The organism is Bacillus sp. JJ1122, assembly GCF_036964885.1.
In the GTDB taxonomy this organism is placed as follows: domain Bacteria; phylum Bacillota; class Bacilli; order Bacillales; family Cytobacillaceae; genus Mesobacillus.
Window position 1 is genome coordinate 102,266 of sequence record NZ_JBALQL010000019.1, and the last position, 13,810, is coordinate 116,075.

Annotated in this window: 10 protein-coding genes; 6 read left to right on the forward strand and 4 right to left on the reverse strand. The window is 41.0% G+C overall.

Translation table 11 applies throughout. The features are described from left to right. Positions 1-18 precede the first annotated feature (18 nt). The 4 genes from V7201_RS11230 to V7201_RS11245 all read left to right on the forward strand — a co-directional run bounded on the left by V7201_RS11230 (position 19) and on the right by V7201_RS11245 (position 6,143). Positions 19-2,199 carry a malate synthase G gene (locus V7201_RS11230; RefSeq protein WP_335376819.1) on the forward strand — a complete coding sequence of 727 codons (2,181 nt, stop codon included), beginning with the start codon at positions 19-21 and terminating at the stop codon, positions 2,197-2,199. Positions 2,200-2,334: 135 nt separating this feature from the next. After that, positions 2,335-3,117, forward strand: a complete 783-nt coding sequence (locus V7201_RS11235) for a fumarylacetoacetate hydrolase family protein (RefSeq protein ID WP_335376820.1) — start codon at positions 2,335-2,337, stop codon at positions 3,115-3,117. 81 nt (positions 3,118-3,198) lie between these two features. Continuing rightward, the gene (locus V7201_RS11240) at positions 3,199-3,975 is read left to right on the forward strand and encodes an IclR family transcriptional regulator (RefSeq protein WP_335376821.1); all 777 of its coding nucleotides are present in this window, start codon (positions 3,199-3,201) and stop codon (positions 3,973-3,975) included. A 383-nt stretch (positions 3,976-4,358) separates the two neighbouring features. After that, positions 4,359-6,143 carry an L-lactate permease gene (locus V7201_RS11245; RefSeq protein WP_335376822.1) on the forward strand — a complete coding sequence of 595 codons (1,785 nt, stop codon included), beginning with the start codon at positions 4,359-4,361 and terminating at the stop codon, positions 6,141-6,143. Positions 6,144-6,787: 644 nt separating this feature from the next. On the opposite strand, the gene V7201_RS11250 is transcribed toward V7201_RS11245, so the two are convergent. Then, positions 6,788-7,372 carry a hypothetical protein gene (locus V7201_RS11250; RefSeq protein ID WP_335376823.1) on the reverse strand — a complete coding sequence of 195 codons (585 nt, stop codon included), beginning with the start codon at positions 7,370-7,372 and terminating at the stop codon, positions 6,788-6,790. Positions 7,373-7,594: 222 nt separating this feature from the next. Between V7201_RS11250 and V7201_RS11255 the strand changes: the two genes are divergently transcribed. Beyond that, positions 7,595-7,825 (forward strand): hypothetical protein, encoded by a 231-nt coding sequence (locus tag V7201_RS11255; protein WP_335376824.1) that lies wholly within the window; start codon positions 7,595-7,597, stop codon positions 7,823-7,825. 130 nt (positions 7,826-7,955) lie between these two features. Here the strand turns inward: V7201_RS11255 and V7201_RS11260 are convergent, their stop codons facing one another. From V7201_RS11260 to V7201_RS11270, 3 genes are all read right to left on the reverse strand, one after another. Further along, a complete protein-coding gene (locus V7201_RS11260) occupies positions 7,956-10,316 on the reverse strand; it encodes an FdhF/YdeP family oxidoreductase (RefSeq protein ID WP_335376825.1) in 2,361 nt (786 codons plus the stop codon). A gap of 157 nt (positions 10,317-10,473) precedes the next feature. Beyond that, positions 10,474-10,830, reverse strand: coding sequence for a DUF2294 domain-containing protein (locus tag V7201_RS11265; protein WP_335376826.1), 357 nt, complete (start codon positions 10,828-10,830; stop codon positions 10,474-10,476). A 73-nt stretch (positions 10,831-10,903) separates the two neighbouring features. Next, complete coding sequence (locus V7201_RS11270; protein WP_335376827.1) at positions 10,904-12,166, reverse strand: L-lactate MFS transporter; 1,263 nt, start codon at positions 12,164-12,166, stop codon at positions 10,904-10,906. A gap of 470 nt (positions 12,167-12,636) precedes the next feature. Here V7201_RS11270 and fdhD point away from each other — a divergent pair, with 470 nt between their 5' ends. Beyond that, on the forward strand, positions 12,637-13,425 hold the full coding sequence (fdhD, locus tag V7201_RS11275; protein WP_335376828.1) for a formate dehydrogenase accessory sulfurtransferase FdhD: 789 nt from the start codon (positions 12,637-12,639) through the stop codon (positions 13,423-13,425). Positions 13,426-13,810: the final 385 nt, after the last annotated feature.

The window sequence follows — 13,810 nt, forward strand, 5'->3', positions numbered from 1 at the left end:
AGGGAGGAAACGAAACACATGGAAGACTATGTAAAAGCGGGAAATCTACAAGTAGCATCAGAACTCTATGAATTTATCAATTCTGAAGTTATTCCGGGCTCGGAGGTTGATCAGGAACAGTTTTGGTCAGGACTGGGCAGTTTAGTTAAAGATCTGGCGCCGAGAAATAAACAATTATTACAGATCCGTGATGAAATCCAGAGCAAGCTGAATGCTTGGCACCGCGAAAACAGCGAAGGCTTTGATTTTGAAAAATATAAAACATTTCTTGCGGAAATTGGCTATCTTGAGCCAGAAGCTGATGATTACAAAGTTACCACTGAGGCAGTAGATGAAGAGGTTGCATTCCAGGCTGGACCACAGCTTGTTGTTCCAGTAAATAATGCCCGCTATGCGATTAATGCAGCGAATGCCCGGTGGGGAAGCTTGTATGATGCCCTTTACGGTACAGATGCCATCAGCGAAGAGGATGGAGCAGAACGTGGTTTAGGGTACAATGCAGTTCGAGGTGACAAGGTCATTGCCTATGGCCGCCAATTCCTTGATAAGGCAGCTCCACTTGCTGAAGGCTCACATAAAGATGCCGAAAAATATTACATTGTAGACGGGAAGTTCACTGTTTTATTGACAGACGGTAAGACAACAGGGCTAAAAGATGAGGATAAGCTGGTTGGCTATAAGGGAGATTCTGAGAATCCATCCGCTGTTTTGCTTAAAAATAACCGTTTACACTTTGAAATCCAAATTGATCCAAGCCATTCAATTGGCAAGACCGATAAAGCGGGAGTAAAAGACATCTTGCTCGAAGCTGCATTGACAACGATTATGGACTGCGAAGACTCTGTAGCCGCCGTCGATGCCGAGGATAAAGTGGTAGTTTACCGCAACTGGCTTGGCCTTCAAAAAGGAGATCTTTCAGCGGATTTCAATAAAAACGGTCGCAGTATGACAAGGACGATGAATCCAGACAGGCAATACAAAGCTCCAAATGGGGAAGAATTCAGCCTTAACGGACGCTCTGTCATGTTTGTCCGCAATGTAGGCCACTTGATGACAAGCAATATGATTCTGGATGAAGAAGGAAACGAAGTTCCGGAAGGAATCCTGGATACTGTGTTTACAGGCTTGATTGGAAAACACTCTGTTATTGGTAATACCAAATTTAAGAATTCATCAAAAGGCTCCATCTATATTGTAAAGCCAAAAATGCATGGTTCTAAGGAAGTGGCATTTGCCAATGAACTGTTTGATCGTGTAGAGGATCTTGTTGGGCTAGAACGCCACACTCTTAAAATTGGCGTAATGGATGAAGAACGACGCACTAGCCTTAACTTGAAAGCATGTATTCGTGAAGTAAAAGACAGAGTCGTGTTTATTAACACAGGATTCCTGGATCGCACTGGGGATGAAATGCACACCTCCATGGAGGCGGGCCCGATGATCCGTAAGAATGACATGAAATCGTCCGTCTGGCTGCAGGGCTATGAAAAATCGAATGTTGCTACAGGGCTGGACGTTGGCTTCCAGGGACATGCTCAAATCGGAAAGGGTATGTGGGCAATGCCAGATTTGATGGGGCCAATGCTCGAACAAAAGATCGGCCACTTGAAGGCTGGAGCAAACACAGCATGGGTACCATCTCCAACTGCCGCTACATTGCATGCTCTTCATTACCATGAGGTAGACATATTCGAAGTGCAAAATGAACTGGCAAACGAATCAAAAGACTACAGAGATGAAATCCTTCAAATACCGGTTGCCGAAAACCCACAGTGGACAGCTGAAGAAATTCAGGAGGAGCTTGATAATAATGCACAGGGAATCCTGGGCTATGTGGTTCGCTGGGTTGAATCGGGTATCGGCTGCTCCAAAGTTCCTGATATCAATGATGTAGGGCTGATGGAAGACCGGGCTACTCTAAGGATTTCAAGCCAGCATATGGCAAACTGGCTGCACCACGGTGTTTGCACGAAAGAGCAAGTCCTTGAAACTTTACAGCGTATGGCAAAAGTCGTAGATAAACAGAATGAATTAGATCCAGATTACCGGCCAATGGCTTCTGACTATGACAATTCTGTTGCGTTCCAGGCTGCGTGTGATCTTGTCTTCCTTGGGTATGATCAGCCGAGCGGCTATACTGAACCAATTCTCCATCGCCGCCGCCAAGAAGCGAAAGCGAAGTTTGCGGTGAAAAATTAATTTCATCTATCTTTTATAAGGGCATTCTAACTCAGATTAGAGTGCCCTTATATATAATTATAGAAACAACCTGAGAAAAACTTGAGCTCATTTACATAGCTCTCTATAAAATTGAAATTCGAAAGGAGCAGCAAAATGAAATTTGCTAGATTTACGATCGATTCAAAAGAATATTCAGGTGTTGTTGCTGAAGAAATGATTAAGGTAATTACGGGTGACATTTTTGGCAGCTGGGATTACACGGGCAAGGTTTTCGCATTGGATGAGGTAAGCTTGCTAGCGCCGCTCGTTCCTAATCAAGTAATAGGTATTGGAGCGAACTTCGTGGCAAAAAAAGAAGATTTGCCAGCCGAACTTCCTGAAATCCCGGTATTCTTTTATAAGCCCGTATCCTCTGTTATTGGACCAGAAAAGGAAATCATCATTCCAGAGGGGGCAGAACAGGTAAAATTCGAATCAGAGCTTGCTGTCGTAATTGGTAAGGAAGCAAAAAACATTGCTGAAGAAAATGTTCTCGATTATGTCTTTGGCTATACGATTGGAAACGACGTAACTGCCCCGAAGTTTTTCCATCAAGCTGGGCACTGGACAATCGGGAAGTCTTTTGACACCTTCACTCCATTGGGCCCAGTTATTGAAACAGAACTTGATCCGTTTACTGTAAATGTACAAGCAAAGCTTAATGGCATCGAAAAACAAAACAGTCCAACTGACCTCATGATTATCCCGATTCGCAAAATGATTTCATATCTTTCAAAGGTTATGACACTTAAACCAGGAGATGTCATCCTCACGGGGAGTCCGGTAGGGGCAGAGTTTGTCGGAGCAGATGATGTTATAGAATGTGAAATTGAAGAGATAGGAACTCTTAAAAATGTGTTCGCATCTGTGAAGGAAAAGTCAACCGCACACCGTTAAAAGCTGTAAACATAGTGTGCTACAATTAGGTGGCATATAAAGCACAATTTAAAGAGTGAGGCAGTACTTGAGGTGAGTGGAATGGAAAGAGAAAATGTCGTCAAGTCCGTTAGCCGGGCACTTGATATCATTCATTTAGTTGGTATGAAAAAAGGCGGTCTAGGAGTAACTGAGATATCTAAACAAATAGATATCAATAAGAGCTCTGTATACCGTATTTTGTCTACGCTTGCCCAATATGGCTATATAGAACAAGATGTTGAAACGGGAAAGTATAAATTGGGGTACAAATTTTTGGAGGTCAGCTCTAAGCTTCTTGATTCCATAGACTTAAGAGCAGAAGCAAGACCATTTCTCCAGGAGCTTGAGAATGACACCAATGAAGTGATCCATCTTGTAGTGTATGACCAGGGAGAGGTCGTGTATATTGAAAAATTGGAAGGTAATGAAACATTGAGAATGCATTCCAAAGTCGGGAAGCGGGCACCTATGCACTGTACATCCGTAGGTAAAGCAATTCTTGCACACCAGCTATCCGGAGTCGTACATGAAGTCCTAGACCGAAAAGGCATGCCAATGCATACAGAAAAAACGATAACAGATAAAGATACATTTTTTCAGGAGTTAGTTCAGGTAAAACAAGAGGGATATGCTCTTGACCTGGAGGAAAATGAGAATGGAATCACATGTATTGCCGTTCCAATATTTGACCATCTGGGTAAAGTAGCAGCCGCAGTAAGTATTTCAGGACCGACGATGAGAATGACTGATGAAAGGCTGCGGCAGCTGAAAGACAAGATCATCCACACTGGTTCTCAAATTTCAACAAGGCTAGGATATACAAAGCAAATGATTTAATCAAAAAGTTTGCCTGAATAACAAATTGTTATTTTAGGCAAACTTTTTTTGTTTCTTTAAGTAAAAAGTGAATTGAAAAAGCATTAAATAAATTAAATATCCAGATTCCAACTTATTGGAAAATAAAGAAAGGCTTTAATCTGTACAGAAACATTCTCTATGAAAAAGATTAACCGTGTAATAAAAACATGTAAATTAATATTACTTTTATAATATAATAATCTAAATTTTCGAAAAATTGTTGATATTTTCTCTCTATGGTTTGTATAATTAGTAATAGGTGTTGTATAACAAAATTTCTATAGTTATATAACAATGTTTCGCAATACGCAACGAAATGAAATCATGTTTTTTATTACCAAACAAAAGGGAGATGATGTTTTGTGAGTACTGGAGTATTAGCTTTTTTGTCTTTACTGCCGATTCTTGCGGTAGGAATTTTCCTGGTCGGACTTAGATGGCCAGCAAGTAAAGCAATGCCAATTTCTTATGTAATTGCAATTGGACTTGCCTTATTCGTTTGGAAGGTGCCTGGAGCCAATGTAGCTGCCGCTTCCGTTCACGGACTAATTGTAGCCGCAACACTTCTTTACATTATTTTTGGAGCAATTTTACTGTTAAATACTTTGCAGGAAAGCGGTGGAATTAAAACGATCCGCCAGGGGTTCACTGATATCTCAGCGGATCGCCGAATTCAGGTAATTATCATCGCCTGGCTGTTTGGCTCATTCATCGAAGGATCTGCTGGATTCGGAACACCAGCTGCGGTTGCAGTGCCTTTGCTTGTGGGACTAGGATTTCCCGCAATGGCAGCAGTAGTTGCCGGGATGGTTATTCAAAGTACACCAGTATCATTCGGGGCAGTTGGAACACCTATGCTCGTAGGCGTCTTTACTGGTCTATCAGCCGACACTGGAATCACAAATGACTTTTTAGGTCTTGTTGATATAATCGCAGTGAAAGTTGCCTTGCTCCACATGATTGCAGGAACGCTTGTGCCATTATTTGTTGTAGCGTTAATGACAAGGTATTTTGGCAAAAACAAGTCATTCTCTGAAGGAATAAAGATTTGGAAGTTCGCACTTTTCTCATCCTTTGCTATGACGATTCCATATTTGATTGTAGCAAACGTGCTTGGGCCGGAATTCCCGTCCATGATTGGCGGTTTGACAGGTTTGGTTATTGTGATTTTTGCAGCTAAAAAAGGATTCCTTATGCCGCCAAAAGAAGAAGCATGGGATTTTGAAGAGAAATCAAAATGGGATCCGGAATGGATTGGCCAGCTGGAGATTAAGGATATCGCTCATAAAAGTGGCAGTATGAGCATGATGCGCGCATGGGCTCCATATGTTTTGGTAGGTGTATTCCTTGTGCTTTCTAGATTGAATTCCCTTCCTATCGCAGAATGGTTAAAATCAAAGGTTGTAGCACTGGAAGATATTTTTGGTTCGGGGATTACCTCCAGCTTCCAGCCTTTATACTCGCCGGGAACAATTTTCATCATGATATCTTTGATTACATTTTTCCTTCATGGCATGAATGGAAGCGCATACAAGAAAGCGTGGTCTCAGTCTGGAAAAACGATGATCGCTGCTTCAACAGCCTTGATTTTTACAGTTCCAATGGTCCAGGTGTTCCTGAATACAGGTAGCGGGGCAGCAGGTTTTGATAAAATGCCGATTGAACTTGCGAATGGCGTAGCAGCATTAGCTGGGGATAACTGGCCGCTATTCTCAACCTTCATTGGAGGAATTGGAGCATTTATTGCAGGCAGTAATACTGTCAGTAACATGATGTTCTCGCTTTTCCAATACGATGTTGGCTCCCAGATAGGCGTAGATCCTACTTGGATTGTTGCATTACAGGCAGTAGGAGGAGCAGCAGGAAATATGATATGTGTTCATAACGTCGTAGCTGCCTCAGCTGTGGTTGGCTTGGTAGGAAAAGAAGGCGCTGTCATTCGAAAAACGCTCTTCCCATTCACCTATTACGCATTGCTTTCAGGCTCAGTAGGCTATTCAATTGTCTGGTATTCCCAAAAAGGAATTTTCAATATCGGATCGTTCATTGCAGTTGCCATTGCGGTTGCAGCGGTATACATTATTGTGACAAACAACAGAAGGTCCGGTTTGCTTTTACAGGAGACACAGCCTGTAGTTAAACAATAAAGCTATATTAAATTTTATAAAACTGCATCCCAATTGTTTGCCATGACTAACAATTGGTGGTGCAGTTTTTTTCATCGAATGCAAAGAAATATAATAGAAGGAAAGAAAAAATATAAGGTACGGGAAAAGTTCATAGTGATTCCAATCTGCAGTGTGTCTTCCACTGTAAATAAAAGGCTCTGTTTTAGCTTAATGATGATTTTCGTATAGGTATGAGAATGAATAGGCGGAGAATTTCCGGCTAATGTATATAGAAGAGGCTTATGAACCCAAGATAAGCGGAGGAATTCCGGTTATCTGCTTTAAATAAACCAAAATTCAAAGGTTTGGATCATATAAGCGAAAAAACTCCGCTTATTCTTAAGGAAATATGGGTATTTCCCAATATAAAACGGAATTTTTCCGGTTATTTTTCTAATACAGTTCAGTTTAATAACAGAACTTTGCCCATAAAACGCATGATACATTAAATGCCCGTGCAATATTATTACATAACAAAAAGCCCTGCATTTTACAGGACAAAATGTATAACAAATATAAGCAGATACTTTATGTATTTTTATAAAAAGTGACAGATATCCGAACCCGTTAAGATTAATAACCGTTTCTTGATATATTGGTTATAAAATTTGTTCTTATATCCATTAGTGTCCATGATTTCCATCCTGATGTTCCTTGTGGCTGCCAGAGTCCCCTTGAGGATTTTCAGCCCAGTCTTTCCCTAACTGGCTTCCAACTAAGAGATAAGCTGAAATGAAAATGAACATCATAATTGGTTTGATTAATTCAGTTAACGAATTGATACGGCTGGTTGAATCGGGTAAGATTTTAAATAAAAATAACGAACATATCGAAAGTGTCAGAAAGATATAGATAAGAACCAGCGATTTGCCAGGAACGAGCATTTCCCCAAGCATTGCTCCCATCATTCCGCCCATCAAACCTGCCATGAAGCCTTCTATTGAAGATGATATCCCAAATTTAAAACAACATATAGTTCCAGATACAGCTCCTATAATCATAGCAATAATTGTTGAATAGAACAGATCACCTTGATGGAGTGTACCTAGGAATATTCCAGAAGTTAGGCCAACATTCATACTTAAAAACATAGAGATGGTCATTCCCATCATATCTGTCATTCTCGTTTTGTATTTATCAGTTAGAAAGATAGAAAGTAAGAGTACGACACCAAGAGTAAAAAAGATATAAAAATGAAACGTAATCATGTTGAACCTCCTTTTCACTATCTTATGAGAGGTGCAGACAAACCATGCAGGGCAGGAAGAATATGCAGAAAATGTGAAGATAACTGAGAATAGATGCTTGTCATCTTTAAATAGAAGGGATGACATCAGACGGTTTTTAAAAGGTTTTTAGCCCAAGCAGATTTGTGGGTGAACGCATATAAAATTAGTGTAAACATAAATAGATTAAGGAGGTAGGTCATTATGTATCGTTACAGAAATCTACATCCAGCAAGAGACCAGAGATTTATAGGGTTTGGATTGCCATTCCTTGGCGGTCTTGCGGGTGGACTTCTAGGCAGTGCATTATTTTATCCACGGCCGTTTTACGGATACCCGCCGGTAGGGTGTTGCGGTCCTGGGGTGGGATACCCAGGTTTCGGATACCCAGGAGGTTTCGGATACCCAGGAGGTTTCGGCTATCCGTATTATTGATTAACTACAGCAAATTTCAGGGGCAACTGACATTCGATGATGCAGCCTGAATGAAAGCATGAAGAACATTCTGTAAAATAGAAAAGCTTGCAGACATTTAAAATGGTCTGCAAGCTTTTTTCTTCTATTATTATGCTGGTGCATCCAGCTCATCTTCTTCAATCCGTTTTTCATGATGTTCAACATCTTTACGCGCATTGAACCGATCTGCTTTTTCAAGTGTAACGGTAATGTTGTAGTCAGGAATCCCTGCATATTTCTCATATCTTCCTCTTGGCAACAGGAAGTTTCCTTCAGGGAAGTGGACCTGTACATTTCCACTTGAAATATCAACGAATTTCGCTCTTCCCTGGAAAACTCCGAAGCCATTGTAAAGGACAATTCCTTCGCCTTCTGCAATGCTAAGTTTCTGGGCATCTTCTGCATTCATCAATACATCATAACGGCCAGCGCCGTTTAGTGGATCGACCTCATTATAAACCATGGAATTGAACTGCTTGCCTCGGCGGGAGGTAACGATGAACTGGCCTTCTTTTTTCCCGAGGTTAGGTATATCAACATTAATGAGGTTTCCTCTGCCGTCAGGAGTAGGGCAGATTCCATCCTCACATAGCCATGCACCACCCCATTGGAACACATCTCCTGATTTGCTTAGATGTTGAATTCCATCGTAATTTGGATTTGCGATCGCGATTTCCTTTCGAATTTCTTGAGCATCTTTAAAATCGACCAAATGAGCAGTTTCAGGCTTGACCCTTTTAGCTAAATCGATGTAAATTTTCCACTCGGCCCGTGCTTCTTCAACCTGGTTTTTATTGCCCTCAATTTCCGGGCTAAAATAAACCATTCGTTCCGTGGAGGTAGATGTACCGCCGCCTTCCTGCTCATAGCGAGTCTTAGCAGGGAGGATAATGACAGCTTCTTTTGCATCAACAAGAGTAGAGGTATTCAGAATGATATCTTGATGTACGCGAATATCAAGTTCAGACAATGCTTTTTCAACAAAGTTAGGATCAGGCATTGTTTCCAGAAAATTTCCTCCAGATAAATAATACATTTTAATCTTGCGTTCATGATCTTCTGGCAGCAGGATGTTTTCAAGCGTCATTCCGACGATATCTCCTTGCCATTTAGGCAGTTCGAATCCCCATATATCTTCAATGCGCCTGATATTATCCCCATAAAAATCTCCGCCAGGAAGAACGAATGGGTCAGCTCCCATTTCTCCGCTGCCTTGAACGGATGAGTGGCCGCGGAAAGGCATTAATCCAGCGTGCTTCCTTCCAAGATGTCCGCGAAGGAGAGCAAGATTTGCAACCTGTGAAATATTGTCAGTTGCGAAAGAATGCATCGTCAAGCCTAAAGCCCATGCGTAAACTGCATTTTTGCTGTTTGCTAGCAGCTCTGCGAGTTCAATAATGCGTTCTTTCGTTACGCCTGAAGAAGTGACAATGTCCTCCCATGACTGTTCCTGGACTTTTGCCTTCAATTCTTCATATCCATTTACGTGCTGATCAACAAACTCATGATTGATTGCAGAACCGTATTTCGTTACTTCCATGTCGAACCAGTGCTTCATGATTCCATGCATAAAAGCGATGTCCCCGCCAATGTTAACCTGATAGAAATCATCTGCTATTTTTGTTCCAAACAATGCTGACTCAGGATTCGATGGAATCCAGTACTCATCCATCGCTGGTTCCTTGTATGGGTTAACAACAATGATCTTTGTTCCCTTTTTCTTTGCTTCAAGCATATATTTTGATGAAACAGGTGAGCTGTTTGATGCTACACTTCCCCAAAACAGAAGGACATCGGTGCCGATCCAATCCAAATAGTTGGAAGTAGAAGCACCAACCCCAATGGAACGCTTAAGGGCAGTCTTCGATGGAGAGTGGCAAATCCGGCTCGCGTTGTCGATATTGTTTGTTCCGAGGAATCGGGATACTTTACCTGCTACATAATAAGATTCATTTGTAATCCCGCGGCTTGTCAGGTAAAAAGCGTACTGTTTTGGATCCAGCTTTTTCATTTTTTCAGCAATCATATCCATTGCATCATCCCAGGTGATACGTGAAAAGTTTCGTTCGCCTTTTCTGCGGACCATTGGGTATGGAATGCGACCTAGTTTGCGCAGTTGTGTACTGTCATATTTTCTTAATTCATCAATATCAGAATGCAGGATTTCCTGATCGATGGAGCCTGCAGTGTTCAATCGAAGAACATTCAGCCGTGTTGTACAGATGTGTGGTCCAGTCAAAGTCTGGTCGTGAAGACCGGATACACCAAGAGCGCATCCATCACATACACCTTTAGTTAAAATATTTGTTGCGTAGCCGAAGTTATCTCTATTATCCCAAAGGGTTTTAAACGTATCTCTTATATGTTTAGGCTTTACCTTGCCTAGTCCAAAAGGAATCGGGCTAACCCAATGTTTTGGTGCAGGCATAACCGCTTTTTTCTGTGGTCCTGGATGTTTTGTTTTTCCCAATTTAAAACACTCCCATTATGGTTCTACTAATTATTGAATCTTTGAATATTAAAGTCTTAAAAAATAAAAAACCACCGTATACCCAAAACAATTTCCATGTTTTGAGTAATGACGGTGGTTAGTCTTTAGCAGGATCGCTGCCAAGTACCATACCTTTTTAACTGAATTTTGCATGGATGTCCTCATCAAAAACAAAGATAGACATTCCAAAATCACGGTCAATATCTATGTCTACAAAAAGTTCAACAAACTTGCATCCAAGAAATTCTTCCATTTCAACAGGCGGATTCTTTCGGTACATTTCTTTCACCATTTCAGTTCTGGCGGCTCTCAATGCCTGCTTTCCTTCATTCGCCGTAGCAATGAATTTCTCAACAGGAGAAAGGTTTCCTTCCATTTCGCAGATTGCCCAGTTTTTGCAGAAAGTAGTGGTAATTTTGCTTGGTCCTTTTCCCATATGCTTTTTTCTGAAAGAACGGACCAGGTTGCTGAACTCAGCCTCGTATTTATTCATACTATCCTCCTGTCATCTATACAGGTTATAAGATGATAGGTATTTTACCATACGAAGAAACAATTAAAAAGAATTAACCAGCCAATCTTTCATTTGCTGCATTTTGTTCCCGTAATTTACGAATGTCACGGCGGATCAAAATCGAAACTACAAGTGCAACTACGAATAGACCGGCAAAGAATGTTAAGCTCGTCGCATAGCTGCCTGTGTTATCCTTCATCCAGGCTGCAAACATTGGACCGGCTAAACCTGCGGCTGCCCATGCAGTCAAGATATATCCATGAATCGCACCAAGCTGTTTTGTTCCGAACATGTCACCAATGAAAGCTGGAATTGCTGAAAATCCTCCACCGTACATTGTGTAAACGATCGCTAGCATGATCTGGAAAAGGAATGCTTCTTTTGTATGTGGAAGCAAAGTGAATAATAAGATTTGTGTTGCAAAGAATATAGTGTAAGTGTTTGGACGGCCAATATAGTCTGAAATAGAAGCCCATGCAATGCGTCCAAAACCATTGAAGAGACCCATTACGCCAACAAGTGCCGCTGCTTCTGCAGTAGTTAGCCCAATGCTTTCTTCTGCTAAAGGTTTTGCGGCTGATAATATGGCAATTCCGCATGTTACGTTGATGAATAGCATCACCCATAAATAATAAAACCTAGAAGTCTTGATCGCTTCATTAGCTGTTAGCTGAGCTAAATCCTGTTTAATTTTAATTTTTCCTGATTGTGCTTTTTCCTTAAAGCCCTTTGGTGCCCAATCAACTGGTGGTTTTTCTAAGTAAAGGGATGATAGCGTCATGATAATGAAATATGCTGCGCCTAAAATATAAAACGTTTTAGCTGTGCCAACAGACTTTATTAACGAATCCATAACCGGGCTGGAAATGGCTGCAGCAAACCCGAATCCCATGATTGCAAGGCCGGTTGCAAGACCTCGTCGGTCAGGGAACCATTTCACTAAGGTTGATACTGGGGCAATATAGCCTACCCCAAGGCCGATTCCGCCCAATACGCCGTAAGTCATATACAATAACGGCAGTGAGCCAAGATTTACTGCCAGTCCAGAGCCTAATATGCCAGCTCCGAAAAAGCCTGCTGCCAGAAGACCCGCTTTCCTCGGTCCATGCTTTTCAACAAAATGTCCAAGGAATGCTGCTGACAGTCCTAAAAATAGAATAGCAAGGCTAAATGTAAATTGAACCTGCTTTGACGTCCAGCCGAATTCTTCAATCAATGGATTCGTAAAATTGCTCCAGGCATATACTGATCCAATGGAAATATGAATTCCCACTGCCGATGCTGCAATAAGCCATCGATTCTTAGTTTTTTTCATCCTTTGTTCCCCCTTATTCACTTTTGAAAAGTTTTTTTAAACCATGCAATCTGTCAAATAGCAATACCATGCTTAAATATCAAACATCCGTTTCTGTAAATGAAATATGTAGAATGACAGTAAAAAACAGAAAAACCGCCAACTTCTTTAAATCCCTTGACAACAGGGATGACTAAAGAAAGATTGACGGTTAGTACTAAGCAGGTTTCGCTACTCTCGGACCAACTGCTAATCGCTTACATTTCCGCTTTACATCTTAACCGACGACAGGGTCGCTATCTCGAATCAAAATGTGGCGGTTTTGTGAACTTCAAAAAAATTCTATCACTTACTAAATGTAGATGCAACAACTATTAGGATTGATATATCAATTTTACACTATGAATGTGTTGTAAATTTTTCTTGTGAAAAAGATTCGATTGTGTTTAGATTTTAATATTCTCAAAATCTTAGAAGCTAAGGTGAAGACAATGTTGGAAAATATGAGTGATAAATATACCATTACAAAATATTTAAACGGACAATTCCTGAATGTGGAGGATGTCATCGTCAACGAGTTTCCGTTGACCATCTTTGTGAATGACGTGGAATTTGCTACCATGGTCTGTACGCCAACACATTTTGAGGAAATGGTTGTCGGTTTTCTGGCATCAGAAGGAGTTATCCGTTTCTATAGTGATATCCATTCCATGAATATTGATGAAAGCCGTGGGTATGCGTATGTCATGCTAAAAGCGGAAACCACTACAAACCAGCAATATTACTCTAAACGTTTTATTGGTTCCTGCTGCGGAAAAAGCCGCCAATTTTATTTCCACAATGATTCCAGGACGGCTAAAACTTCAACGGCAAAAACCACGATTACCGCTTCAAAAGCAATAGCTCTTATGAACGAAATGCAAAACAATTCACAAGTATTTCAGGAAACAGGCGGCGTACATAATGCAGCTCTTTGCAATTCTGAAGAATTGTTAGCGTCAAGAACTGATATTGGAAGGCATAATGCTTTAGATAAATTATTTGGATATAGCATTTTGAACCGAGTGCCTGTCCGTGATAAAATTATTGTTTTCAGCGGAAGGATTTCCTCCGAAGTCCTATTAAAAGCAGCGAAAATCGGGGTAGGGATCGTCCTTTCAAAATCTGCTCCAACCGACTTGGCAATTAAGCTGGCAAAGGATTTGAATATTACAGCAGTTGGTTTTATCCGGGGAAGTTCTTTTAATGTCTATTCTTGCCCGGAGCGGATTGTTGAGTAGTTTGTGACAATGAATGTTGTGCGTTTTTAAGATTCACAGTTAAGAAATTATTATTACTAAAAAGTAAATATTTTTAAGAGGTCCAGATTTCCGTCTAGGAATTTTGGGCTTTTTTTTTTGACTAATGCAAAATGCAGATTTTTAATCCCCTGTTGATTGTAGTAGAAGGCGCAAAGACACCTCCGAAAATGCTAACGCATTTCCATCGTGTGTGGGCAGATTCGAGGAAGCTATTCAGTGTCCTGCGGGCAAGCCCCAGCCCCGAGGAAAGCGAAGCGGCTGGAACGGACTTCAACAGCCTTGCTTAACAAAGCCTTATTATTTGATAGAGCAGTTTTGTTAAATAGAACATTTAGCCGAAATCTGTCGCAACATAAAGAATCGG